Genomic DNA, 25,765 nt, shown 5'->3' on the forward strand with positions numbered 1-25,765 from the left:
TGAACCTAGCAGGGCTTTTGGTAGCTTGTAATAGAGTATACGGGTTGCTTGTTTACATTAACTGGTAAATAGGTTTCCAATTTTCCAAAAACGACCTGTTGATTTAGAATCTTTTTGACCAACATAGCCTTGCCATAGTTGTGATAAGGCATCTCTTGCTTCAAGCCCAAACTCTGGCTGGATAATTGATAAGCTGGGCTGATCAAGCAAATCAGACAATGCTTCAGGATTGTGACTTATCTGCCATAGCCCTAGTAACATGGCGTAACTGCGCATTAGTAGTTGTGCACAAGTGTCATGTTCGTCTAATTTTAGTTTTTCGGCTAAATCATGAGAGGTTGAGTTAACCATATTAACCATGCGCTCTTTAAAGGCCAATAATACACTACTACTTACATTTTGTTCTATGATAGAGCTACTTAGACTGGCTAATTGAAAAAACTGCGGTTGATTTTCAATGTAGTGGCAAATCGCATTGATAATATCATCAGCATTGGGCGAATCTGCGGTGATTGCTGTTCTAATATCTCTGAACCAATTTTGGTAATGTTGTTCAAGCAAAGCGAGGAAAATTTCTTCTTTGCTTTTAAAGTATAAATAGACAGTACCCTTTGCAATGCCGGAACTATTAGCAATTGCCGCAGCGGTTGGTAACGAATCAGGTTGATTATCAAATAAAGTCGCTGCTGTAGATAAAATAAGATCTTTTTTAAGCGATTTATCTTCAGCTGATCTTGCCCGCTTTTGAGGTTTTGTTGACATGGAACTCTCCTTTCCTTGGTAGCTTGTTACTTAAAGTAACGTTATCTTGATTTACTTAAATGACTGCTATTTTCTTGCTATCAGCTTACATTTTCATATTGGTATTATCCAATCTTTTTAAATAAAAACCGAATCCATTAAGCATATTTTAAATATAGCGTGTTCATTTATTGTAGAGCCTGATTTTACGCTTGGTCAATTAATGCACTAAATCAAAGTAATATAGTAAAGTTATTTTTAGTTATTAAAAAATAACCAATAAAGTATAATAATTAAGCTTGTGTGTAAATATCTTTACTACCAACCCATCGTTGGATGAGCGCGCTGGCGGTTTCGGGCTGTTGCTGCATTATTTGTTTTGCCAATGTGCGGGCATGAGGGATTAATTCGCTATCTCTTAATAAGTCGGCAATTTTAAAGTTCATGTCGCCTGTTTGGCGGGTTCCTAGTAACTCGCCGGGCCCTCGAATTTCCAAATCTTTTTGGGCAATGTAAAAGCCATCTGTACTGTCGCGCATTACGGCTAATCTTTTTGCCCCAGTATCAGACAACGGTGCTTTATACATAAGAACGCAATGACTGGCAATTGCCCCACGGCCAACTCGACCTCTTAATTGATGAAGTTGTGCTAAACCAAGTCGTTCGGGGTTTTCGATAATCATTAAACTTGAATTAGGCACGTCGACACCTACTTCAATAACAGTAGTGGCGACTAATAAATCCATTTTTCCTTGTTTAAACTCTGTCATTACTTGCTGCTTTTCGGCTGCCTTCATACGGCCATGAACTAAGCCTATACTTAAATCGGGCAATGATGCTTGTAATTGAAATGCGGTATCTTCTGCGGCTTGGCATTCCAATACTTCTGACTCTTCAATCAAGGTGCAAACCCAATAAGCTTGGCGTTTTTCGTGTTTGCAGGCTTGATAAACTCTTTGAATTACTTCATCTCGTCTACTATCAGGCAAAACAACAGTTTGAATTGGAGTGCGCCCTGGCGGTAATTCATCAATTACAGAGGTCGTTAAATCGGCATAGGCTGTCATAGCTAACGTTCTGGGTATGGGCGTTGCTGTCATAATTAGTTGATGTGGAGCCATGCCTTTTTTAGCGCCTTTTTCGCGCAAGCTAAGACGTTGATGAACGCCAAACCTGTGTTGTTCATCAACAATTGCTAATGCGAGGTGATCAAACTCAACATCTTGCTGAAACAGGGCGTGTGTGCCAACAATCATTTTACTTTCGCCGCTGGCAATTCTGGTTTGTGCTTCTCGCTTTTGTTTTGCACTTAGTTTACCGGCAAGCCAGTCAACTTTATAGCCTAATGGACTAAACCAGCGATGGAAATTAATAGCATGTTGCTCAGCTAAAATTTCGGTAGGTGCCATAAGTGCAACTTGAAACCCTTGCGCGAGTGCAGAGAGTGCAGCTAAGGCCGCGACTAAGGTTTTACCTGAGCCAACATCGCCTTGAACCAAGCGCATCATCGGGTAATTTTGCTGCATATCTTGTTGGATATCCCCAGTAACTCGGTTTTGAGCTTGAGTTGGGCTAAAAGGTAAGTTAGCTAGAAACGCTTCAATCGTTGGTTGGGCAATAGGAATGGAGGCGGCTTGAACTTGCTGAGCATCGGCTCTGATCTTTAACATGCTTAAATTATGCGCCACTAACTCTTCTAGCGCTAATCTTTGCTGTGCGGGATGTTTGCCTTGCTCAATATCAGCAAGTGAAACATCAGGCGGCGGACGATGAATTAATTCTAATGCGGCCTGCAAATTATAATGCTGAGTTTGCGAAACATTAGGTAATAAATCTTCAACACCTGCTTTTTGTAGTTTATTTAACGCTTGTTCGGTTAGTTGCCGTAGGCTTGACTGCTTTAAGCCTTCAGTTGTTGAATAAACAGGGGTAAACGCTTCTTCAACTTCGATTTGTGCTGAGCTGCTTACTTTGTATTCAGGGTGGATGATTTCCCAGCCGCTGCGACCGCGTTTAATATCGCCAAAAGCTCTAACAAATTTACCCGGCGTTAATTGATTTTTTTGACCGGCATTAAAATTAAAAAATTTTAATGTTATTAAGCCAGAACCATCATCCAGTACACAATTCAGTATGCGTTTTTTTCCAAATGAAATACTGCTGTTGATAATTTCACCTTGCACACTGGTTTGCAGCTCTGGTAATAAATCACTTATTGGGTAAATATGTGTTTTGTCTTGATAGCGAAATGGTAAATGAAAGAGTAAATCTTCAACAGAGTGGATATGCAGATGCGCTAGCTTTTCGGCCAGTTTAGGACCAACACCTGTTAGGCTAGTGACAGATTGTTTTGCTAAGCGACTTAATTGCATAAAGTAGTTTAATTTGAACTGTTTAAATTAACAGTATATTAGCTTGTGGATTGAGAAAAGTACAAGAAAAACTCTTTCTCGACAAAATAACAGTTAAGCCTATCTATTTGCTGCAGCGGATAAAATAAACTAGAGTAAGCCATGATCTATTTACTTTATGTGGCGTAAATAAACTACTGTTATAAATAAATTGCATCCAAAAATCTAACATACTCGTTTGGCTTATTGAGCTTTAAATGATTTGCTTGTTAAGCTGAGCCTATAAAAAGGTCTTACCATGGAACACGAACAACACTTAAAGTTATTAAAAGCCACAGCGCTTGGAGACAAACAAGCTTTCGCTGAGCTCTATCACGCTACTAGTGCTCAGTTATATGCGGTTTGCTTTAAAATGCTAAAGCAAAAAGAGCTGTCGGAAGAAGCTTTACAAGAAGCTTACGTTCGAATTTGGCATAACGCTGGTGAATATCAACTGGGTAAAGGAACCGTTTTAACTTGGATGATTAGTATTGTTCGCTATCGAGCTTTAGATTTGATTCGTTATCACAATGTCAGACATGAATTGCCATTACAAGAGCAAGATATGTTGCAAGTAGATGAATCAGCAGAAAATTCAAGTTTAGAGCAGGTTGGTATTAGTGCTACAAAAATGGCTGAATGCATGGATGAATTGGATTCAGATCAAAAGCAAGCCATTCATTTTGCGTATTATAATGGTTTGAGCCATCGGGAAGTTTGCGCCAATATGGGCTCACCCTTGGGTTCAATTAAAAGTTGGATTAGACGTGGGCTGCAAAGTCTGCAGAGGTGTTTAGCCATATGAACTATTTAGTAGAAGACAGACGTAATGCATTAGCTGCACAATACGTACTGGGTACATTGCGAGGCGGCGCAAGGCGACGTTATCAGCAATTAATGATGCAGCACCAACTAGTACGTGAAACAACTTGGATTTGGGAGCAATACATTAATGTATTAGGTCATAAACTCGAACCTAAAACACCCAGTGACAAAGTTTGGGTTGAAGTGAGTCAGCGACTTGGGTTTGACGAAGACAGCATTGCTTCAACCAGACAAACAAGCTCCGCATCCGCAGAAGTAGTTGAACTTAAATCCGCTAAATTTTGGCCGGGATTAGCCAGCATTGCAACGGCAGCCGCTATTATATTGGCTGTTATTTTAGTGCGACTCGAACCTGTTGATTCAACGCCATCACAATTTGCGGTAGTGCAAAGCGAAAAAGCTCAAGCACTTTGGTTAATTGAAGTTGGTGAGCAGCAAATAAAAGTTAAAGCAACGGATAAATTAACAGCTCAAGCTAATAACGATTATGAACTTTGGTTTGTGGCTTCGGATGGCAGAGCGCCAGTTTCACTTGGGTTATTACCTAAATCCGGTGAGCTCAACTTAGCCAAATCCGATTTATTTGGCACAGTTGAATTAGCGGCATTAGCCGTTAGTTTGGAACCTTTAGGTGGCTCACCTAGTGGTTCACCTACTAAAGTTTTATATACCACGGAGCTAGTCACGTTATAGTGTTATCAAAACTTGACCCTTAATCCGCTTTTAAAACCCGGTTTTGAACCGGGTTTTTTATATTAAAATTCAACGCTTTAAAAATTAATTTTAAATTTTTGAAAAAAAATAAATTAATTTGCATCCAATCATGCATCTCACCCGTTTAACTTAGTGACAGTCAGATTTGTTTAAAAATAAAACAAGTCTTATTCACAACTAACAAAGGAATTTGTCATGAATATCAAACTTAATACAATCTCTGCTGCACTGGTCGCTGGTTTAATAAGTCAAACAGCACTAGCTTCAAGTCACAGAGAAGCACCAAATATTACACGTACGCCAACGCTAGATTCTACCGACTTTTATGCGTTCAATAGTTACGAGTCTGGTCGAGGTGAGTTTGTAACTTTAATTGCTAACTATATCCCACTGCAAGATGCATATGGTGGTCCAAACTATTTTGCGATGGATCCAGCTGCGGTTTATAGCATTCATATTGATAACGATGGTGACGCAGTTGAGGATATGACGTTTCAGTTTAGATTTGAGCAAGCATTACCGGGTGAAACGGGAGTTGCTTTAGATGTAGGCGCAGAAGGCGAAAAAAAATCAATTGCAGTACCGCTTAAAAATGTGGGCGGTATTAGTGCAATGGATCAAGCTAATGCTAATTTCAGTGAATCTTATTCACTCGCTTTAGTTACGGGCCCTCAGAGCACTGGCACCTCGACAATGTTAAATAATGCAAGCGACAGTACAACTATGTTCCATAAGCCGCTTGATTATATTGGTAACAAAACATTTACCGACAAATCAGGTTATGAAGCATACGCTGACAAATTTGTTTATAACTTTGATATCCCAGGTTGTGACACCATGGGCCGAGTGTTTGTTGGTCAGCGTAAAGACCCATTTGTGGTTAACCTAGGTGAAACTTTTGACTTGGTTAATTATGTGCCAGTTGAAGGTGACAGTGCGCCGGGTGCTGGTGATGAAGGTGGTTTCCCTGGTGGTATTACTCAATCATCAGATAACGATGACTTAGCTGATAAAAATGTGACTGCATTATCGATTGAAATTGCGAAAGAGTGTGTGACAGGTTCTGGTAATGGCGTTATCGGTACTTGGACGACTGCAAGCTTACCGCAAGCACGAATTTTAAATCCAAATGCCAGCTTTAATAATACTGAAGTGAATGGTGGTGCGTTAACTCAAGTTTCTCGTTTAGGTAACCCTTTAGTGAATGAGTTGGTTATTGGTTTAAAAGACAAAGATAAGTTTTCATCAGCACACCCTAAAGATGATGGTCAATTTGCTGATTACGTGACTCACCCAAGCTTACCTGAGTTATTAAATATTTTATTTAAAGATGCTGTTAATACAACTTTAGGAGCTGATTTACCGACGCTAGCACCAACTAATTTCCCTCGAGTGGATTTAGTAACTGCGTTTTTAACTGGTTTTGAAGGTGTTAACCAACAATCAACCGTTACCGCTTCTGAAATGTTGCGATTAAACACAGCGATAGCTGCAAAAGCGTCAGCCGATCAATCAGCGTTTGGTGTTGCGGGTGATGATTTAGCCGGTTTCCCAAATGGTCGTCGTCCGGGTGATGATGTGGTTGATATTGCATTACGAGTCGTAATGGGTCGTTTATGCTATCCAGTGCCAGTTAATGGAACCGATACAGATTTAGGTTTATGTGAAGAGGCTGATGCAAATGTAGGTAATGTTCCATTTACCGATGGCGCACCTGTTGATGCCAGCATGATGATGACTGAATTTCCATATTTAGCTACGCCAATCGCTGGTTCAAAATAAGGAGATTATGATGAATAGCCAACTTTCAAAAATCCCCTTGGCTTGTGCATTTGCACTTGCTTTAGGAGGGTGTGATTTGCTTGATGATGACGACAACGACAATGATAAGCCTGAAGAAAATATGGCTCCAGTTGTAGAAACATTATCCGTTATGACTCAGACCGACACCCAAGTAATGGAACAAATAACGGCCACAGATGCTGATGGAGACACGTTAACGTATACGGTCACCACAGATCCGATGAAAGGCATGTTAGAACTCAATGATGACGGTAGCTTTACTTATACGCCAAATAGTGAATTTACCGGTTCTGATAGCTTTGAGTTTGAAGTTTCAGATGGTGTTAATGCTGCTGTAAATGGCATGGTCAACATTGATATCGAAGCGCTAGAAGTAACTTTTTCAAGCTATAGTCGTAGTGCTTTTAATCAAATGGAAACTGATGAACCTTTATCAACGAATGGACGCAATTTTATACAGGATGTCACAACTCAAACCGCTTATGATGATTTGCTAATCGATCAATAAGCGCTCAAGGTACTTAAGTACCTTGTGAACAGAAGAGTATAGCCAATGGCCAAGGATGGCTATTTTTTCAAAGCTTGGATTAATACATTATGTTTATAAAAAAAATATTATCTCTATCTTTGTATCTTATATCGGGTGTGAGTTGTTTGACGGTAAGTGCACAATCTTATATTCCAAAAGATAACGACTTTGTACTAGACAGCTGGCAAGTAAATTCTAATAAATCAAATCAAACATCAGCTAGTTTAACTGATATAGAAAATCTACTAGAACAGGCACAGTATCCCGGAAAAAGCGCATATAATGTTGGTAGAGCAAATGCTTTATTAAAACCTCATTTAAAACAAGATGTCAGCGGCAAAGCTTGGTATCTTTCAGCCAGAATTTTACAGCACCAGCATCAGTTTCAAGCCGCATTAAAAGATTTAGATAAATCAATATCAAAAAACAAAAGCCTAACCAGTGCATGGTTATTAAAAGCAAATATTCATTTAGCACTTGCTCAATACAGTCAAGCGCGTAGTGCTTGTGTTAGTTTGCTAGGCCAAGCAGATATGTTAACGGTTGCCAGCTGCAGTTTAGAAGTAGAAAGCTATCAAAATAAGCTAAAAGCGAGTTATCAGCAGCTAACGGAGTTAGTTGAACGTTATGGTTTACCTGACGACGAGTCACAAGTGTGGATACTGCAAATATTGGCTGATATGGCACACAGGTTGGGACAAAATAAAACGGCAATTACATGGCTTGAACAATATTCAGAGCAGCTTAAGCCTATGAGTCTGTTGGTTTTATGGTCAGATATTCAGTTAGAAAACAATAATGCAGAAGCGGTTGATAAGCAGCTTTCGGAGGTTGTGAATCATGCTGAATTCAAAGATGATGCATTGCTATTAAGATTAGCTATAGCAGAAAAACAAATGAATACAGGTACTTATTGGGCAGAACAAACCTTAGCTAGAATTCAATTGCGGATTCAACGCAATGATCGTTTTCACGCCAGTGAAATTGCACGTTTTTACATTGATATCGCGCCCAATCCTTCAAAAGCACTGCATTGGGCTGAAGAAAATTGGCGAATGACTAAATTGGCTGCGGACAAAAAATTACTAGAAGCAGCAGTCTCAATGCAAGGCTCAGCTATGTTACCAGAGCCACCATCTGGGATGTCAGCCGAATAATTTAAATGCAAGGGGTGCATCAATTGAAATATTTACTCATTATTTTATCGTTATTTTTGACCAGTCCAGTCTTGGCTCATCAGCTAAGCACGGCCTATTTAACTGGTGAATTAGAGCAGCAAGGCTTGTTATCTGGTGAACTGCAAATTAGAGGTTTTGATTTTAACTTGGCGTTAGCGCTTGATAGTGACAATAATGGTCAGTTGACTTGGCTTGAAGTAAATAGCCGCTCACAAAAAATTAATCAGTATATTGCGCAAAATTTATCATTTAGTCGGGCCGGTGAGGCTTGCCAATTAATGATAAGTCCGCAGTTAAAGGCGGATAAACATTTTAATCAAGGTTATATAGTGACCGACTTTAAAGCCCAATGTGCGCTTGAAGGACCTATATCAATCCATTATCAAGCTTTGTTTCAACATGACTCAGAACATAAATTGATAGTGAATTTGAGTGCAGCTGATGATGCGATAGTGAGTCGCGTGATGACTGCTAATCAGCAAAGTGTTCAGTTGGATATGGCTAACGGCAGCTTAATGAATACCGTTGTAGAATATGTATATCAAGGCATGCTGCATATTTGGAAAGGTTTGGATCATATTTTATTTTTATTGGTGTTGCTATTAACTTGTGTTTTATACCGTGAAAATCGCCAGTGGCAAGTTAAACAAAATTACCGTCAGATTATTACCTCAACCGCTTGGATTGTTACCGCTTTTACGTTAGCGCATTCAATTACCTTAACAGCAACAGCAATGAATTGGATGACGGTTAATAGCCGCTGGGTTGAAATTGGTATTGCGATTTCTGTGTTATTAGCGGCGTTAAATAATATTTGGCCATTGGTGGTGCGAGTCGCCGGATTAACGTTTGCGTTTGGCTTATTACACGGTATGGGATTTGCTGGCGTGTTGTCAGAACTGGGTTTACCAAGTGATCAAAAGTTTTGGTCAGTATTGTCTTTTAACTTAGGTGTTGAGATAGGGCAATTATGTATCTTAGCACTCGTTTTACCAGTGTTAATTTGGCTGAGAAACTTTAATTGGTATGCTCAGTATTTTGTACGATGTTCGTCATTGTTAATTGCGGTTATTGCCTTACAATGGACACTTGAGCGGTTTTAAACCGCTCAAACCATCAATATTAAAAAATTGAATTGAACAAAAAAGTGATCAGTTTTAAGCTGAAGTTTCACCTTGTTTTGCTAAGGTAAGCATTACTTTACTGAATTGTTGCTGGTTAAAAATAACACGAACCATTGCCTGTTTTTCGTTCAAATAGCTGGTTTTGGGATACCAGTTTAAATTATAATAGAGCCCTAAAATTCGAGATTAGACAGTTTCGAGTTTTATCTGTTTTTTCTTGCGATCTCTTCGCACTTATTTTCTGAATTTAAGTTTATATTTTAGGGCGTTTTATGTCATCAAATTCTATATCAGCACCAGCTGATGTACGCGTATTTCCTATTTTACTCATTTTGGCGATGGGGGGCTTTATACTCGGTCTAACTGAGTTTTCTATGATGCCTATGCTGCCATTAATTAGTGAAACTTTTTCAACGACACCGTCACAAAGTGGATATGCCATTAGTGCATATGCAATCGGCGTTGTGGTGGGCGCACCTATTTTGATGATGCTTACGGCTAATATGAAAAAACGCAACGCCTTGGCTATTTTTGTTGGCATGGTGTGTATTTCTAACGCATTGAGTGCATTTGCAGAATCGCTTAATCAATTAATTGTGTTTAGGTTTTTAAGTGGTTTACCACATGGTGCTTATTTTGGTACTGCGATTTTGCTGGCGACGGATATAGCGCCTAAAGGGCAGCGGTCAAGTTTTATCGCCAAAGTATTTTTAGGGTTAACTATAGCCACTATTGTGGGTGTACCTATGGTTACTTTAATTGGCCAAAATTTTAGCTGGCGCTACTGTGTTGCCGGTGCAGCTGTATTAGCACTGGTGTTGTTTGTGTTGATTTTTAAAGTATTACCCAATCGAAAAAATGCTACACCATCTACCTTAATGAGTGAGTTTGGGGTATTAAAAAATAAATTAGTGTGGACTATTTTAGGAATCGTGATTATTGGTTTTGGCGGTGTATTTTGCATTTATACTTATATCGCAGATACGATATTAGCAGTAACAGGCACACCCGCTTACACCATTTCAATTGCTATGGTTATGTTTGGGATTGGTTGTACTATCGGTAATTTGGTACTGGGTAAATTAGGTGATAAAGCAGCGATGCCAACCACGGGTATTGCTTTAGTGTTTAGTATTGTTTTTGCGCTTATTTATGTTTATGCCAGCCATAACATTTGGTTTTTATATCTTGTTATTTTTTGCATTGGAGCCAGTATTGGGATAGGGGCTGTGATTCAGTCTTTATTAATGGATATTTCACCAACAGGGCATGCAATGCTAGGCGCATTAGTTCAGTGTGCATTTAATACCGCTAATGCAATTGGTCCTTGGATGGGGGGGATTGTTATTGCGCAAGGTGCTTTGCCCAATCAATCGGGTATGGTAGCCGCTGCCTTATTTACGGGTGGTTTGGTAATGTGGTGGTTAAGTTACATTCAAATTAAAGCTCAAGCGCAGAAAAAAGAGTGCACCGCAGTACCTGAGGCTTGTTAATTTAATCGCGTTAAAGTTGTTATATTTATCTGTTAAGTTTATCTAATAGCGGGCGTTTAAATCTAAATACCCGTTATTAATTTTTTTCATTTTCTCTCATGCTCTCTTTTTCATATTTACTTATCTTGCCAGTTCTCCTTGATCTTTAAATTAAGTTGGCTTTTTGTATCCTAAAGTGTAATTTTTTGGTAAAGTTAAAAATAGTTTATTGTTTTTTGTATACAATGTTTGAAAATGTAAAAATGGCTATTTCAAATTTATGTTCACTTTCAAAAAATCTTTATTTTACTTTGCTTTGACCCAAACTTTATTTTTGGTCGCTTGCGCTAAGCCGCAAACCGAAGCTCAAACAGTTAAACAAACACCGCCAAAAACAGACTCGGCGCTAGTTCAATCTGCCTTACCCACACCCAAACAGCAGCCGAATATTTTATGGATTATTACCGATGATCAGCGAGCTGATTCAATCGCGGCGTTTAATCGTAGTCAGCGTGGCACTAGCGAAAGTGCGTTGGGTTTTGTGGCCTCACCCGCTATTGATAAGTTGGCAGCGCAGGGCACTATGTTCACGCATGCGTATAATAACTCACCTGCTTGTGCGCCATCACGTGCATCTATGCAATTTGGCTTATATCCGCATCGTTCAGGTCGGTTTGGGTTTGAATATTATCATAATCAGCATGACCTAAAGCTTGAGCCAACTGCAACAACGTTACAAAAACAAGGTTATCAAACGACATTGGTTGGTAAACGAGGGGTTAGGTTAAAGCAGTTTGACGATAATAAATTGGGACAAATTATTCCAATTTATGATGAAAAAATTGATTTTAATAAAGATTTAGGACATCAGAGCTATAATCATGGAGGAAAACATAAGCTATTTACGGATGTTTCTCGTATTGATCAATTTGATAAAAGCGGTGCTAAATGGAAAAAAATAGCCTCACATGAGCATTATTTATTTCCGGATGGGCGTGTTGAGATTATTGACCAAAGTAAAGTTGATCCAAATAAGCCAACCGCGGTAGAAAAAGAGCTGGATATTTTACGCTCTTATACCCGTTCTCAGTCAAAACTTATTTTAGGTGGTGTTAGCCCACAACCTGCAGGTGAAACACTCGATGGGCATATTCTTAAATCATTTGTCGATTATTTAAAACACCCAAACGAGCAATATAAAGCGCATTTTGATCGCAATATACAAGGCCCAAACACGGATAAACCACAGTTTTTAAACCTAGGTTTTCACTTTCCGCATACCCCAGTATTGCCCCCTAAATCATTTCGAGATCAGTTTAAAAATAGAACTTACAAAATACCTGATTTTAGCAAAGCTGAAGTTGAAAAGTTACCAGCGCAAATGAAAAGTCTTTATCAAAATCTTAAAGTTGATGGGATGACGTATGCACAGAAACAACAAGCTATTGCCGATTATTATGCGTTTTGTGCATATGGCGATTATTTAATAGGTCAGGCTGTTGATGCATTTAAAACCTTTAGCGAAAAACAAGGTAGAGACTACTTAATTGTATTAACTGTAGGCGATCACGGATGGCAACTAGGGGAGCAAGGAATAGAAGCTAAGTTTTCATCTTGGAATACATCAAATCAAGGAATTGTGATTGTTGCTGATTCAACCAAGCAGCGTTTTCCTGAAAATTTAGTGGTGGATGATTTTGTTGAGTATGTCGATTTAGCACCAACAATTTTACAAGCGGCAGGGCTTAATGCGTCGCAAGATAAACCTGAGCTAGATGGGTTTGATTTAGCGCAAGTTATTCGTCAGCCAGAATTAAAGCGAGATTATGTTATTGCCGAACTGAACGCCATTGTTGGCCCAAGAGCTTATTTGCGCGGAAAAGACTTTGCGTTTTCGATGCGAGTAAGAAAAGAAAATGGTTTTCCTGGTAAAGCTTACCAACCAGGCGAAAACATAAATTGGGCTTACCAAGCTTCAGACCAAGAAGTTGAAATGGGCTTATATGACTTACGCTGTGACGCAAACGAACAAAATAACCTAGCGTATGACGATAAATATGCCGATATTACCCGCTATTTTAGAAAAAAATTAACCGATATTGTCATTGGCGATGGCCGCGTGGAAGTCGATTGGTCAAAACCGAATACTTATTATGTGAATGATTATGCAACCGGAGCACATGATAGAAAGCTAGCGGGATTAGCCAAATTAGACCTACCAGTATGTGATTAATTTGGTTAACACAATACTGATATTTTTATTCTGTATATTTCATATATATTAAAGTGCGAGAGCAATGAAGGACGTGAAAAATGAAAATAATTAAAAAACATAAAGTTAAAGCGATTAAAACCGCGCTCAGCTTAACGCTGCCGTTGGTGATAATCAGTTGTGGTACACAGCAAAAAGAGGTTAGTCCACAACTTGAAAAGCAAGCAGAGCTAGCTGAATCTAAAGCTAAGCCCAATATACTTTGGATTATTACTGATGACCAAAGACCAGATTCAGTCAGTTACTATAATCAAAAAGTGTTTGGCACAAAAAATAGTCCTTTGGGTTATGTTGAATCGCCTAATGTAGATAAACTGGCATCTGAAGGGGTATTTTTCACTCAAGCTTATACCAACTCTCCTGTTTGTGGCCCTTCACGGGGGGTTATGGCGACCGGGCGTTATCCATTTAGAAACGGCCATTATGCGTTTGAATTAACCCATCAGAACCCTGATTTTATTACTCCCACTGTTTCTCAAACGATAAGAGATTATGGATACGGCACTTCTGTGTTTGGTAAAGAAGATTCCTACATTTTTAAATGGGGGCCGGGTCAAGGTTTTCATGATGCTAATTTATTCGACTATAAAGTTCATTTTAAGCATGATTTGCAAGCGAATGGCTTGGGTGATTTATATACCAAAGCGGGTTACGACCATTCGCAAGGTGCGCCTAAAATGGTTGGCTCTACTGAAAATGTGCAATACCCTAACGGCGATACGCGCAAATACTACTTAAAGCGCAATGCAAAAGCCTTAACTGAAGATGATATTGAGCAAAAACAACAAACGACTGAAGAGTTTTCAATACTGAGAGCTTATACCCGTCATCAAAAAGATTTAATTTTAGCAGGCGTAAACCCGAAACCAGCTGGTGAAACTGTTGATGCTTATATCGTTAAAGAAATGCAAAATTATCTGAATAACGCAGATAAGCAATTTAAAACCAGTTGGGGAAAATCAGCGACAGGACCCGATAGCTCCAAACCTCAATTTGTTCAATTAGGTTTTCATTTACCTCATACACCCGTATTACCTCCAAAAGAATTCAGAGACAGATTTAAAGATAAAATTTATGACATTCCTGAATTTGAAAAATCAGAGTTAGATTTATTACCCGCTCAGTTGAGAACTATCTACCAGTCAATGAAAGTTGACGAAATGACATACGAAGAAAAACAACAAGCGATTCGGGATTATTATGCATTTTGTGCTTATGGTGATGCACTAATTGGCGAAGCCGTAGAATCATTTAAGCAATACAGTGAAGCGAATAACCAAGAGTATTTAATTATATTTACGATAGGCGATCATGGCTGGCACTTGGGTGAGCAAGGCATAGAAGCCAAATTTGGACCTTGGATTCAGTCTGTTAGAAATGCTGCTATTGTGGTTAGCTCTGACAAATCTTTAATTGAGCCGGGTGGTGTTAACCGAGACATGATTGAGTTTGTTGATTTTGCACCAACCGTGTTAGCGACAGCAGGTGCAGACATTCAATCTGATCAGTACGACTATTTGGATGGATATAATTTATTAGATGTTATGAATAACAAAGTAGCCAAACGAGATTATATTTTAGGCGAAATTAACTTAGTGGGTGGGCCAAGAGCATACTTGCATACTGAAAGATTTAGATTTTCAATGCGCACCCGACCATTTAATGGTCCGGTTAAATCTGATTATTTAGGTAAAGATTTAAAATGGGCTTTAAATGTGCCTGCAGAGAAAGCTGAAATGGCGCTGTATGATTTAGCAGTTGATCCGGCTGAAAGGCACAACTTAGCCTATCAACCAAAATACGCGGCCTTGGCTAATTGGTTTAGAAATAAGTTAGGAAATATAGTTTTAGGGGATGGACGGGTCGAAGCTGATTGGTCAAAAGCCAATGACTATCATATTAGTAACTTTGCCAAAGGGGCAGATGATAAAATTGCTGATATACCAGCTCATTTAATTCCTGCTGTGACGCAATAAGTTATTATGTTTATAAACTGGGTTTGGCTGCGCTCAAACCCAGTTTAAAGACGTTTATTCAGACTTACTCAGGTAATACCGCTTCACCTTTCCATAAATCAACCAACTCTTCACGCGCTCTAACTAAATGAACTGTGTCGCCATCAACCATGATTTCGGCAGCGCGTACGCGTGAATTATAATTAGAAGCCATGGTAAAACCATAAGCACCCGATGAACGAACGGCTAATAAATCGCCAGATTCAATTTTTAATGCTCGGTCTTTCCCTAAAAAGTCGCCTGTTTCACAAATAGGGCCAACCACATCATAGTTTGCTGATTCACGTTCAAGAGATTCATCAACCTGAATAATATTTTGCCAAGCGCTGTATAGCGAAGGGCGAATTAAATCGTTCATAGCCGCATCAACAATGGCAAAGTTTTTCTCTTCACCTTGCTTTAAAAACTCAACTTTTGTAACCAATACACCTGCGTTTGCCATAATGGCTCGGCCTGGCTCAAACATCACTTTTAAATTTTTACGATTGGTGAGTTTGTCTAATAAAGCACTGACATATTCGGCGGGGGCGGGTGGGGTTTCATCTTGATAAGTTACGCCTAAGCCGCCGCCCACATCAAGGTGAGAAAGCTCAATACCATTTGTCGCCAATTCATCGATTAGCGCCAGCACTTTATCCAATGCGTCAATAAAAGGCTGAACTTCAGTTAACTGTGAGCCAATATGGCAATCAATACCTTTTATTTCTAAATGGCTTAGTGATGATGCATACTTGTATACATCAATTGCGCGCTCGCGCTCAATGCCAAATTTATTGGCTTTTAACCCGGTTGAAATGTAAGGATGAGTTTTAGCATCAACATCTGGGTTAACTCGGATTGAAATAGGCGCTTTTTTGTCTAGTTCAGCAGCAACTTTATTAATACGACCTAATTCAGCTTCAGATTCGACGTTAAAACAATAAATACCGGCTTCTAAAGCATATTCTATTTCAGGCTCGGTTTTACCCACTCCCGAAAATACAACTTTAGCTGGGTCGCCCCCGGCTTCAATCACTCGAGCTAGCTCGCCACCAGATACAATATCAAACCCTGAGCCTAGTCGAGCTAATACATTTAACACGCCTAAATTTGAATTAGCTTTAACTGCATAACAGACTAAATGAGGATGTGAATGGGCAGCTTGATCAAAGGCGTTCCAATGTCTTTCAATGGTCGCACGTGAATAAATGTAGCATGGGGTATTAAAATCTTGCGCGATTTTCGCTACAGATACATTTTCAGCAAATAATTGCTGGTTTTTGTAATTAAAAAAGTCCAAACTAAACTCCGCTTACTTATTGTTATCAGATAATTGTTCAGGGCTTGTTTGTGGTTTTTCAGGCAAATATAATGGCCCTTTCTGACCACATGCATTTAAGCCAAAAATGGTCAGTAACATAAAACAAACTAAACGAATTCTCATAACACTACTTATATTGTTTAATAATGCGCACTATAATCGCATTCATCATAGGAAAATCAAGCGAAACTCATGAGCCAAATAACAGAAACTGAATATCACCAACTTGTTGACGACATTTTACTCGAAATTGAACAAAAATTAGAGGAAATTGAAGAGCAACTTGACATAGACTACGAAAACATGGGCGGCAAGCTAGACATCGAATTTGCTGACCGCAGTAAAATCATTATTAATAAGCAAGAGCCTTTATTACAATTATGGGTTGCAACCAAATTTAATGGTTATCATTTTAACTACCAAGATGGCGTTTGGATTGATGAAAGATTCGGAGATGAATTCTGGCACTTTATGAACGAAGCTGTTAGCAAGCAAGCCGGTTCAGACGTAAAATTTAAATAATAAAAAATTGGAGAACCAATGGCTGATTTAATTCCTCACATTGACGTGAACCCAAAAGGTAAAGTTAAAGCCCTTGTTGTTTGGATGCATGGCCTAGGTGATTCAGGGCATGGTTTTGCGCCTTTAGTGCCTGAACTTAGGCTGGCAGATGAATTAGGCATCCGATTTGTATTTCCACACGCGCCAGTAAAACCTATTACTATCAATAACAATATGCCAATGCGGGCTTGGTATGACATCAATTCTTTTGATTTTAATCAAAGAGCAGATGAAGCTGGTGTGCGAGAATCAGCACAAGCATTGCAACAATTAATTGATTATGAACTCGATGCAAATCAGCTAAGCGCAGATAAATTAGTGATCGCTGGTTTTTCACAAGGTGCGGTCATGGCTTATCATTTAGGTTGTCGCCAAACTCAACCCGCAGCTGGTATTTTAGCTTTGTCTGGCTATCTAGCGATGACAGATAAACTGCCTACAGAATTAAGCGAAGCCGCTAAAAAAACGCCAATTTTAGCCATGCATGGTACTCAAGATGAAGTTGTGCCTTGCCAATTAGGCAAAGCTTCGGCACAAGCGGTTAAGCAAGCTGGCTTTGATTTACGTTGGCAAGATTACCCAATGCAGCATAATGTATGCACAGAGCAAGTCGCTGACATTTCGGCTTGGCTAACAAAAATATTAGCTGATTAATATTGTACGTATAAAACTTCAGCCTTGCGGTAGTTTGATTTGCAAGGCTACTTGCTAACATTGTTACGCACTTTCAGGGTGATAATGTTAGCGGCTATGCAAACAAACAAGGATGATATACCGTCATTTTTGAATAACCTGCGTTATGAAACTGCTTGATATAAATAGTGGTTTATAGGTGTTTTTATCCTTACTTTGTTTGATAAATAACAAGAATCTCAATAGTGTATTGTTAGATTCTGTTGATCTTTTGTCTTCAAAGTAGAGATACATTTATGAAACAGAGCAAAATGGTACAAGTGCTTTGTAAAAACCAAAAAATGCGGTTTGTTATTGCAATAACCTTGTTAACCTTGCTAGGGTTTATCAGTACGAGTCTGATTAGCTATTTTGTTGCTCACCAAGCTGTTTCTAAGCAAATTACCCAGTCAGCCTTACCACTGACCAGTGATAATATCTATTCTGAAATTCAACGCGACTTAATGAGCCCTGTATTTATTGCCTCGTTAATGGCACAAGATACATTTGTACGCGACTGGGCAATTTCAGGCGGGAAAGAACCCCAGCCTCTTATCCGTTATTTATCTGAAATACAAAAGAAATATAAAACAGTCACTGCTTTTTTTGTTTTAGATGAAACCCGCCAATATTATCATCCAAATGGTGTCATACAGACGATCCAACCGGGCCCTGTTATCAACGAGTGGTATTTTCGCGTTAAAAAAATGCCGACTGAATACGAAATTAACATCGATCACGATACTGCTAACCCTGAACGATTATCGGTTTTTGTTAATTATAAGGTGTTTGATTATAACCATCAGTTTATCGGCGCCACTGGGGTGGGGTTAGCTTTAGATAAAGTTCAGCAATTAATTGAAAATTATCAAAGAAAATTTAATAGAGTCGTCTACTTTATAGATAAAAATGGGGAGCTGACTTTGCGTGGCAGTCAGTTTTCAGCTAACGCTAAAACGCTGCAGCAGCCTGAATTTAAAAATGTGTTAGATAAAGATACCACTACCACAGCCGCATCGTTTCAATATCAATCGGGCTCTCATACGGTATATGTTAATACACGGTTTATTCCTGAATTTAACTGGTATGTCGTGATTGAACAAACCGATGACGCACAAACCAAAAAGCTGTTTAACTCTTTAATGATTAATGTAGTGGTCAGTATTGTTATTAGTATTATAGTGTTAGTTGCTAGCTACTATACATTAGCTGCTTATCAGCGACGACTTGAATACATGGCAACAACAGATCGTCTTTCAGGTGCTTTCAACCGACATAGTTTTGATATTTTATTTGAGCAACATTTACGGTTAGCAGAACGTAAAAATAAACCTTTTAGTGGTATTTTATTAGACATTGATTACTTTAAAGCGATAAATGATAAGTATGGTCATGTAGTCGGTGATGAGGTCATTAAGCAGTTGGTTGGCATATTAAGGCAGCAATTACGCGAGTCTGACATGTTGTGTCGTTGGGGTGGGGAAGAGTTCTTAATTTTACTACCTGAATGTCAGATAGCCGCGGCAGTTGATATTGCCGAGCAAACACGAAAGATGATTCAAGGCTTTGAGTTTAGCCAAGAAATTAAATTAACCGCCAGTTTTGGCGTGGCCGAATTTAATATTGATGAGCATCCAAGCTGCCAAGAAAAATGGATTTCAGACATGGATAAAGCTTTGTATCAAGCCAAAGCTAATGGCCGAAATACAGTGGTTGAGGTTTGTTAATTATCTATGCATTAAGCTTTTAGCTTAAAATAAATGCCATAATAGAGTTTATTGGCTTTGCATAAAGGCTATTATTTCACGCATGACAGGTGTACGAATTGCATCTGTTTCCATTAATATCTCATGTTTAGCCAACGTAATTTGGCTTTTTTTGCAATTTACGCCTGAATCTAGCGCAGATTTAATCCATAAATCTTGTGACTTTTTACTAACCACTAGCTCGTTTTGCGCTTGTAGTAGCAGTAGCTTGCATTTTATTTTGGGCGCGATGCGTTTTGCTTGATTAATTATAACCAATGCTTGTTCTAGCCACTTGGTGGTGACACCACCCAATTTATGTTGTGCCTGCAACGTATGCGCAAACTTAAATCTAGCCGGACTAGAACAAAGTACATTGTGTTCAAATTTTTGTTTAAAATAACCATGCTGCCCAATAAAAAAAGGCGGCTCTTTGCAAATTATTTGGCTTAATTTTTGGCTTATTTTAGCAACCCATAATGCCGCGGTTTGGTTGAGCGGGCCCGCATTAATGCCTAGCATAGGTGCCGATAAAACGATTGAACTTAACTGTGGAATATTTGCATTCGCAAAGTTGCTATTTTCGGTATATTGATTAATCCACGCCAGAGCAATAGCAGCCCCCATTGAATGAGCTAAACAATGTACCTTTTTATATTTATTGGCGACTTTGCTGTGCTCAATAACCGCCTGTAGATCGTGCGCATAATCATTAAAATTATTGACGTAGCCTTTTTCAGGATCGCTAAGCATACGGGATGACATGCCTTGGCCACGATGATCTAAGGTTAATACGCTAAATCCGGCTTGGTATAAATCATAAATAACCTCTTGATACTTTAAATAAGTTTCAACTCGACCGGGTAGTAAAATAACTAAATCTGAAGGTTGAGGATGCTCAATTAACGCATAATAAAGTGTTAAGCCATCAGGAGTTTGGTATTGCAGATTTTGCGCATATTGTTGCCAAAAGGGCTGTAGATATTGCTCGTAAAAAGTATCCCAATTGGAATCTCTATCAACCAGCGCATTATGTGTTGTCATGAAAACAGCTTGCAGGAAATAAATAGTATGCTGTATAGATTAGCGGAAACGAGCGCCAAAACATAGTTTTGGCGCCTCAAAAACCGTTAAAATAAAGGTTCATATTTTTAGCTAACACTTATTTTGAGTTATAACTCAGTCGAGTTTAAATATTTAACTCTTTCATTTTTCGGGTAATGGTATTTCTACCCCAACCTAAACGTTTGGCTGCTTCTTGCTTATGGCCAAGTGTATGATGTAAGGCTCGCTTGAGCATAATGGCCTCAAAAGTCGCCATTGCATCGTCTAAAATATTATCTCTGCCACTGGCTAATTGCTCATCAACCCAGCAAGTTAATAAAGATTGCCAATCGCCTTCAACCGCGCTACTTGAGGCAGTCATTTTATGAGGTTGATCAGCTAATAACTCAGGGGGCAAGTCAGAAATTAATACTTCTTGTCCACTTGCCATTACGGTTAACCAACGACAGGTATTTTCTAACTGGCGAACATTACCCGGCCACGACAACTTACTTAAATAATCAGAAGCTTCTTTTGAAAGTCGTTTTTCTTCTACTTTCATTTCCTTGGCAGCTCGATTTAAAAATTGAGACGCTAATTTTGGAATATCTTGCTGGCGTTCTTTTAGCGGTGGAAGGTGTACACGAATGACATTTAACCGGTGGAATAAATCTTCACGAAATTTACCATCGGCAACTAGTTTCTCTAAATTTTGGTGCGTTGCAGCAATAATACGCACGTCGGCACTTTGAGGTTGTCGGCCGCCTACACGGTAAAATTGTCCGTCGGCTAATACGCGTAATAAACGCGTTTGTACTTGCAATGGCATGTCGCCAATTTCATCTAAAAATAAAGTACCGCCATTAGCTTGCTCAAACCGTCCTTCTCTAATGGCATTGGCGCCAGTAAATGCGCCTTTTTCATGGCCGAATAATTCTGATTCTATTAAATCATTTGGAATCGCAGCCATATTAAGTGCAATAAACGTATTATCACGGCGAGGGCTATGTTTATGGAGCGCTCTGGCAACCAACTCTTTACCCGTACCTGATTCGCCATTAATTAATACACTAATACTTGAACGCGATAAACGACCAATAGCACGAAAAACTTCCTGCATTGATGGTGCTTCGCCAATAATGTCAGTTGAGATAGGCTCAATTTCAGGACGAGCACGTTTCTTTTTACTGTTCTCAATTACATGAGTTAATGCGCGTTGGGTTAAGCTTACTGCATCATCAATATCAAAAGGTTTAGGTAAATATTCAAAAGCACCACTTTGGTAAGCATTCACTGCAGAATCTAAGTCTGAATGAGCCGTCATTATGATAACGGGAATATCGGGATCTTGCTGATTAACTTGAGTTAGTAGCTCCATCCCGTCCATTTCAGGCATTCTAATGTCAGAAATAATCACATCTGGGCTTTGGGTATTTAATGCTTGCAGTAACTCCAATGGTGATTCAAAGCAAGTATTACTAATACCAGCTGCATCGAGAGCTTTTTCGATGACCCATCGAATTGAACTGTCGTCATCTACAATCCAGACTTTAGTTGCGCTCATACAAATCAATTCCTTAAATCAATGGGAAGATATACAGTGAACTCGGTCCGTCCTGGCCAGCTCTCACAATGTATTCTTCCTCTATGTTGGTTAATTAGGGTTTGTGAAATAGACAAACCAAGTCCAGTGCCATCAGATTTAGTGGTGATCATAGGATAAAATAACGTATCTCTGATGTTTTCAGGTATGCCCGGTCCATTATCAATAATTTTTATAATAGCGGTTAATTTATGCCTTTGACCATGGATGGTTTCTTGGTTTGCGATTCGAGTTTGGAAAATAATTTTTCCGTTATCTTGTACTTGCAACGCCTGAAAAGCGTTGCGAACAACATTTAATAATGCCTGATAAACTTGTTCTTCATCCATATTAAAATCAGGAATGCTAGGATCATAATCGCGGACAAACTCAATGGGTTTGCTGCCATCTTCAAGCTCAATCAAACGTCTAATTTGTTCTAAAATTTTATGAATATTACCAACATTTCGTTGTGGTAACTTATTAGGACCTAATAGGCGGTCAACTAAATTTCTAAGTCGGTCAGACTGGTTAATAATAACTTGAGTACATTCTTTTAAGCCTTGATCATCAAGCATTTTATCTAATAATTGGGCTGCGCCTCTAATACCGCCTAACGGATTTTTAATTTCGTGGGCTAGCCCCCTAATTAAATCGCGCGATGCCAACATTTGTGATTGAACAAAGCTTTCCTGACTGACTTTCTTAATTTGATCTATCGTGTGGATTTCAATTAATAACCGAGCGCCATTATCAGTTTGCATGGGCGTAAACACCATTTCAGCCATGGTATGGTGCTCGTCCATGGTGACTAACGACACTTCGGTTTCAGTGAAACCATGTAGCGTAGGAATCGCTTGTTGCACTCGTTCAAGATCGTAAGAACTGTAACGAAACAACTGAGTAAAGTTAAGTTCTTGTAAGCGTCGCTCACTTAATTTGAAAAAGTCTTCGGCAGCAGGATTTGCATAGACAATTTGTAGTTCGGCATCTGCAATTAAAATGCAACTGCTTATATTATTAACGATATATTCACTAAACACGATGGCCTCATTGCTCATAGAGTAGTGCACCAGATTTGTGCATTTCACAATAATGCAGCAAGATGCCTGCATTATTCAAGCTCAAAAGTGTTATTTAATCCTAACTCTAGATAAAAAATCATAACCCATTGAATTAAAAAGATTTATCTTCCGGTGCGGTTTCTAATAAGATTTTTTTCCGCGGTACAATACCTTCACGAGTTAATAGTTCGCCTACAGCAAGTGAATTTAACCTGATAGTCGCCAAAAAAAGACCGTTTGAAACCAATTTACTAAACCGAGCTAAGCTTATTTAGTGTTTACAATTGAAGCTTGGTGCATATAAAAAGTAACTGTCTGTGAAGATGCAATAAGCTTGCCGTTTGAGTCAATTAACTCAACTTTTAATTGGTGCTCACCTCGGTATACATTTTCAAGGGTTGTTATTGCGCGATAAGGGAGGGTTTTAACAACAGCGCCATCTAGCCACAACTTTAGTTGGGCTGAGTTAGGGCGATTAGGACTCACATTAAGACTAACCGTAAGTTGACCTGGATTGCTGCGAATAGTGGCCTGAGATTTGGGCTGTAAAATATTAAGTTGATAGCTCATATTTTTCTTGGCCGGTGATGATTTTATTGTTTTATTGGGCTGGCTTGCCGGAATTGACTCTACTTTGCTTTTAACTGAAATTATGGTGGCTTCAGGGTGAGGCTTATCTGAAAATACTAAAGTGCCCTCACTATTACGGTACATGTAAATATCTGCGGCATAACATAATATATTGGAAAAAAATATTATGCTTACGAGTGTTAGTGGTTTAATTAATCCTTTAAATATAAACATACTGTAATGAGAAGTGCGGCCTATGTATTTAATTTTTATTTTATTAACTGTACTCGCTGTTGCCAAAATCTGCCATAAAAAAAGTCCGCCTAAGCGGACTTTTTAATATTTATTTTTAATTAAGTGTCATTTAACTTAAAAGCTAAATAAATTGCTCAATTAACAGCTGTAGTATAATTGGAACTCAACTGGATGTGGCGCAACACTAACTTGCTGTGCTTCTTCAGTTTTAAGAGCAATATAAGCGTCGATCATATCATCGCTCATTACGCCACCCGCTTTTAAGAATTCACGGTCAGCATCTAAACATGCTAATGCTTCTTCTAATGAACGAGCAACTTTTGGAATCTCAGCTTCTTCTTCTGCTGGTAAATTATATAAATCTTTATCCATAGGTGCGCCTGGATCGATCTTGTTGATGATACCGTCAAGACCAGCCATTAACATCGCAGTGAAACCTAAATAAGGGTTTTGCGTTGGATCAGGGAAGCGTGCTTCGATACGACGTGCACGATCGCTTGTTACGTATGGAATACGGATTGAAGCTGAACGGTTACGTGCTGAGTAAGCTAACATAATTGGCGCTTCGTAATGTGGTACTAAACGCTTGTATGAGTTAGTTGAAGCGTTAGTAAAAGCATTGATTGCTTTAGCATGTTTAATGATACCACCAATGTACCATAAAGCTTCTTGAGAAAGGCCAGCATATTTATCACCAGCAAAAACGTTTGTTTTGCCTTTCGCGATAGACATATGTACATGCATACCTGAACCATTATCACCTAAAAGAGGCTTAGGCATAAAGGTTGCTGTTTTACCATATGCGTGTGCAACATTATGAATGACATATTTTTTAACTTGAACTTCATCTGCTTTTTCAACCATAGAGTTGAATTGAGTTGCGATTTCGTTCTGACCAGCAGTTGCTACTTCGTGGTGATGCGCTTCAACGGTTTGACCCATTTCTTCAAGGATTAAACACATAGCCGCACGAATGTCGTTTGCTGAATCGACAGGAGGAACTGGGAAGTAACCGCCTTTAACACCTGGACGATGGCCAGTATTGCCGCCTTCGTAATCTTTATCTGAGTTCCAAGATGCTTCTTCTGAATCTACGCTGTAGAAACCGCTACCCATAGATTGCTTGTATTTTACATCATCAAACAAGAAAAACTCTGGCTCAGGACCAAAGTATGCATCGTCACCGATACCTGTTGATTTTAAGAATTCCATTGCACGTTTTGCAGTTGAACGTGGGTCACGGTCATAACCTTGCATTGTGCTTGGCTCAATAATGTCACAACGAACATTTAAAGTCGCTTCTTCTGAGAACGGGTCTAAAACAGCGGTTGAAGGGTCAGGCATTAAAATCATGTCTGATTCGTTAATACCTTTCCAACCAGAGATTGAAGAGCCATCAAACATTTTACCTTCTGTGAAAAAATCAGCATTCACTTGGTGAGCAGGAATAGAAACGTGTTGTTCTTTACCTATAGTATCTGTGAATCGTAAGTCGACGAATTTAATCTCGCCATCTTTCAACATATCTAGAATTTCTGCAGACATTGCATTTCTCCGAAAATTATAATTTAAATAGCGCACATCATAAACGACGCCTTGCCAACACTTAAGCAACTAATGTGCCAACGCGTAAATGGTGCATTTGGCAGGCTTTTTATCACATTAACTTGGCAAAATCTTTAAATGTTGCATTATTATGGTGCATTTGTGCATTGTTATGGTGCGGCTTGCACTCAATGTTAGCGCGCGAGTTCACCAAAAATAACTTGTTTAAAATACCGTATTCGTACTCATAAGAGCAAGAGCCAAACACAATTATTCTTTAATTGCTTAAGTTTTTATCATAATTGCTACTATAAAAGCACAGGACTGTGTACAATGCGCGCAAATTCATCAATGTTTAAAAATT

21 protein-coding genes are annotated in these 25,765 nt (G+C 38.9%); 12 read left to right on the plus strand and 9 right to left on the minus strand.

Annotated elements, in window-relative coordinates:
* Positions 1 to 57: 57 nt before the first annotated feature.
* Both OLW01_RS01035 and recG read right to left on the minus strand, forming a co-directional pair.
* The gene (locus tag OLW01_RS01035; protein WP_268074772.1) at positions 58 to 762 is read right to left on the minus strand and encodes a TetR/AcrR family transcriptional regulator; all 705 of its coding nucleotides are present in this window, start codon (positions 760 to 762) and stop codon (positions 58 to 60) included.
* Positions 763 to 1,034: 272 nt separating this feature from the next.
* Positions 1,035 to 3,113, minus strand: a complete 2,079-nt coding sequence (gene recG / locus OLW01_RS01040) for an ATP-dependent DNA helicase RecG (RefSeq protein WP_268074774.1) — start codon at positions 3,111 to 3,113, stop codon at positions 1,035 to 1,037.
* Positions 3,114 to 3,390: 277 nt separating this feature from the next.
* Here recG and OLW01_RS01045 point away from each other — a divergent pair, with 277 nt between their 5' ends.
* The 9 genes from OLW01_RS01045 (at position 3,391) to OLW01_RS01085 (ending at position 15,024) form a co-directional block, all read left to right on the plus strand.
* The gene (locus tag OLW01_RS01045) at positions 3,391 to 3,936 is read left to right on the plus strand and encodes a sigma-70 family RNA polymerase sigma factor (protein WP_268074776.1); all 546 of its coding nucleotides are present in this window, start codon (positions 3,391 to 3,393) and stop codon (positions 3,934 to 3,936) included.
* Positions 3,933 to 4,649, plus strand: a complete 717-nt coding sequence (locus tag OLW01_RS01050) for an anti-sigma factor (protein WP_268074778.1) — start codon at positions 3,933 to 3,935, stop codon at positions 4,647 to 4,649. Before OLW01_RS01045 ends, OLW01_RS01050 begins: the two co-directional genes overlap by 4 nt.
* 216 nt (positions 4,650 to 4,865) lie before the next feature.
* A complete protein-coding gene (locus tag OLW01_RS01055) occupies positions 4,866 to 6,452 on the plus strand; it encodes a DUF4331 domain-containing protein (protein WP_268074781.1) in 1,587 nt (528 codons plus the stop codon).
* 10 nt (positions 6,453 to 6,462) lie between these two features.
* On the plus strand, positions 6,463 to 6,981 hold the full coding sequence (locus OLW01_RS01060; RefSeq protein ID WP_268074783.1) for an Ig-like domain-containing protein: 519 nt from the start codon (positions 6,463 to 6,465) through the stop codon (positions 6,979 to 6,981).
* Between the two features lie 89 nt (positions 6,982 to 7,070).
* Positions 7,071 to 8,159 carry a tetratricopeptide repeat protein gene (locus OLW01_RS01065; RefSeq protein ID WP_268074785.1) on the plus strand — a complete coding sequence of 363 codons (1,089 nt, stop codon included), beginning with the start codon at positions 7,071 to 7,073 and terminating at the stop codon, positions 8,157 to 8,159.
* A gap of 23 nt (positions 8,160 to 8,182) precedes the next feature.
* Positions 8,183 to 9,283: a HupE/UreJ family protein gene (locus OLW01_RS01070; RefSeq protein ID WP_268074788.1), complete on the plus strand. Its 1,101-nt coding sequence runs from the start codon at positions 8,183 to 8,185 to the stop codon at positions 9,281 to 9,283.
* A gap of 293 nt (positions 9,284 to 9,576) precedes the next feature.
* Complete coding sequence (locus tag OLW01_RS01075) at positions 9,577 to 10,797, plus strand: MFS transporter (RefSeq protein WP_268074791.1); 1,221 nt, start codon at positions 9,577 to 9,579, stop codon at positions 10,795 to 10,797.
* Between the two features lie 259 nt (positions 10,798 to 11,056).
* A complete protein-coding gene (locus OLW01_RS01080; RefSeq protein ID WP_268074793.1) occupies positions 11,057 to 13,009 on the plus strand; it encodes a sulfatase-like hydrolase/transferase in 1,953 nt (650 codons plus the stop codon).
* 80 nt (positions 13,010 to 13,089) lie between these two features.
* On the plus strand, positions 13,090 to 15,024 hold the full coding sequence (locus OLW01_RS01085) for a sulfatase-like hydrolase/transferase (RefSeq protein ID WP_268074794.1): 1,935 nt from the start codon (positions 13,090 to 13,092) through the stop codon (positions 15,022 to 15,024).
* Between the two features lie 64 nt (positions 15,025 to 15,088).
* Here the strand turns inward: OLW01_RS01085 and lysA are convergent, their stop codons facing one another.
* Entirely contained in the window at positions 15,089 to 16,342 is a 1,254-nt protein-coding gene (lysA, locus tag OLW01_RS01090) for a diaminopimelate decarboxylase (protein WP_268074795.1), read from the minus strand.
* A 12-nt stretch (positions 16,343 to 16,354) separates the two neighbouring features.
* Positions 16,355 to 16,486: an LPS translocon maturation chaperone LptM gene (lptM, locus tag OLW01_RS18460; RefSeq protein WP_428980169.1), complete on the minus strand. Its 132-nt coding sequence runs from the start codon at positions 16,484 to 16,486 to the stop codon at positions 16,355 to 16,357.
* Positions 16,487 to 16,564: 78 nt separating this feature from the next.
* On the opposite strand from lptM, the gene cyaY reads away from it, so the two are divergent.
* The 3 genes from cyaY to OLW01_RS01105 all read left to right on the plus strand — a co-directional run bounded on the left by cyaY (position 16,565) and on the right by OLW01_RS01105 (position 19,323).
* Complete coding sequence (cyaY, locus tag OLW01_RS01095) at positions 16,565 to 16,885, plus strand: iron donor protein CyaY (protein WP_268076124.1); 321 nt, start codon at positions 16,565 to 16,567, stop codon at positions 16,883 to 16,885.
* A gap of 18 nt (positions 16,886 to 16,903) precedes the next feature.
* Positions 16,904 to 17,578 (plus strand): alpha/beta hydrolase, encoded by a 675-nt coding sequence (locus tag OLW01_RS01100; protein ID WP_268074796.1) that lies wholly within the window; start codon positions 16,904 to 16,906, stop codon positions 17,576 to 17,578.
* A 275-nt stretch (positions 17,579 to 17,853) separates the two neighbouring features.
* Positions 17,854 to 19,323 (plus strand): sensor domain-containing diguanylate cyclase, encoded by a 1,470-nt coding sequence (locus OLW01_RS01105; protein WP_268074797.1) that lies wholly within the window; start codon positions 17,854 to 17,856, stop codon positions 19,321 to 19,323.
* 48 nt (positions 19,324 to 19,371) lie between these two features.
* Here OLW01_RS01105 and OLW01_RS01110 read toward each other — a convergent pair whose 3' ends face one another.
* The 5 genes from OLW01_RS01110 to glnA form a co-directional block, all read right to left on the minus strand.
* Positions 19,372 to 20,385, minus strand: a complete 1,014-nt coding sequence (locus OLW01_RS01110) for an alpha/beta fold hydrolase (protein ID WP_268074798.1) — start codon at positions 20,383 to 20,385, stop codon at positions 19,372 to 19,374.
* Positions 20,386 to 20,530: 145 nt separating this feature from the next.
* The gene (gene glnG / locus OLW01_RS01115; RefSeq protein WP_268074799.1) at positions 20,531 to 21,949 is read right to left on the minus strand and encodes a nitrogen regulation protein NR(I); all 1,419 of its coding nucleotides are present in this window, start codon (positions 21,947 to 21,949) and stop codon (positions 20,531 to 20,533) included.
* Positions 21,950 to 21,954: 5 nt separating this feature from the next.
* Positions 21,955 to 23,028: a nitrogen regulation protein NR(II) gene (gene glnL, locus OLW01_RS01120; RefSeq protein ID WP_268074800.1), complete on the minus strand. Its 1,074-nt coding sequence runs from the start codon at positions 23,026 to 23,028 to the stop codon at positions 21,955 to 21,957.
* 270 nt (positions 23,029 to 23,298) lie between these two features.
* Complete coding sequence (locus OLW01_RS01125; RefSeq protein ID WP_487307247.1) at positions 23,299 to 23,835, minus strand: DUF4124 domain-containing protein; 537 nt, start codon at positions 23,833 to 23,835, stop codon at positions 23,299 to 23,301.
* A gap of 159 nt (positions 23,836 to 23,994) precedes the next feature.
* Positions 23,995 to 25,401 (minus strand): glutamate--ammonia ligase, encoded by a 1,407-nt coding sequence (glnA, locus tag OLW01_RS01130; protein ID WP_268074802.1) that lies wholly within the window; start codon positions 25,399 to 25,401, stop codon positions 23,995 to 23,997.
* Between the last annotated feature and the right edge of the window lie 364 nt (positions 25,402 to 25,765).

The sequence above is a fragment of the Catenovulum adriaticum genome (assembly GCF_026725475.1).
Taxonomy (GTDB): domain Bacteria; phylum Pseudomonadota; class Gammaproteobacteria; order Enterobacterales; family Alteromonadaceae; genus Catenovulum; species Catenovulum adriaticum.

Coding starts and splice junctions, on each gene's coding strand:
- OLW01_RS01035 (WP_268074772.1), bottom strand. CDS start 762: ATGTCAACAAAACCTCAAAAGCGGGCAAGATCAGCTGAAGATAAATCG.
- recG (WP_268074774.1), bottom strand. CDS start 3,113: ATGCAATTAAGTCGCTTAGCAAAACAATCTGTCACTAGCCTAACAGGT.
- OLW01_RS01045 (WP_268074776.1), top strand. CDS start 3,391: ATGGAACACGAACAACACTTAAAGTTATTAAAAGCCACAGCGCTTGGA.
- OLW01_RS01050 (WP_268074778.1), top strand. CDS start 3,933: ATGAACTATTTAGTAGAAGACAGACGTAATGCATTAGCTGCACAATAC.
- OLW01_RS01055 (WP_268074781.1), top strand. CDS start 4,866: ATGAATATCAAACTTAATACAATCTCTGCTGCACTGGTCGCTGGTTTA.
- OLW01_RS01060 (WP_268074783.1), top strand. CDS start 6,463: ATGAATAGCCAACTTTCAAAAATCCCCTTGGCTTGTGCATTTGCACTT.
- OLW01_RS01065 (WP_268074785.1), top strand. CDS start 7,071: ATGTTTATAAAAAAAATATTATCTCTATCTTTGTATCTTATATCGGGT.
- OLW01_RS01075 (WP_268074791.1), top strand. CDS start 9,577: ATGTCATCAAATTCTATATCAGCACCAGCTGATGTACGCGTATTTCCT.
- OLW01_RS01080 (WP_268074793.1), top strand. CDS start 11,057: ATGTTCACTTTCAAAAAATCTTTATTTTACTTTGCTTTGACCCAAACT.
- OLW01_RS01085 (WP_268074794.1), top strand. CDS start 13,090: ATGAAAATAATTAAAAAACATAAAGTTAAAGCGATTAAAACCGCGCTC.
- lptM (WP_428980169.1), bottom strand. CDS start 16,486: ATGAGAATTCGTTTAGTTTGTTTTATGTTACTGACCATTTTTGGCTTA.
- OLW01_RS01100 (WP_268074796.1), top strand. CDS start 16,904: ATGGCTGATTTAATTCCTCACATTGACGTGAACCCAAAAGGTAAAGTT.
- OLW01_RS01105 (WP_268074797.1), top strand. CDS start 17,854: ATGAAACAGAGCAAAATGGTACAAGTGCTTTGTAAAAACCAAAAAATG.
- OLW01_RS01110 (WP_268074798.1), bottom strand. CDS start 20,385: ATGACAACACATAATGCGCTGGTTGATAGAGATTCCAATTGGGATACT.
- glnG (WP_268074799.1), bottom strand. CDS start 21,949: ATGAGCGCAACTAAAGTCTGGATTGTAGATGACGACAGTTCAATTCGA.
- glnL (WP_268074800.1), bottom strand. CDS start 23,028: ATGAGCAATGAGGCCATCGTGTTTAGTGAATATATCGTTAATAATATA.
- OLW01_RS01125 (WP_487307247.1), bottom strand. CDS start 23,835: ATGTTTATATTTAAAGGATTAATTAAACCACTAACACTCGTAAGCATA.
- glnA (WP_268074802.1), bottom strand. CDS start 25,401: ATGTCTGCAGAAATTCTAGATATGTTGAAAGATGGCGAGATTAAATTC.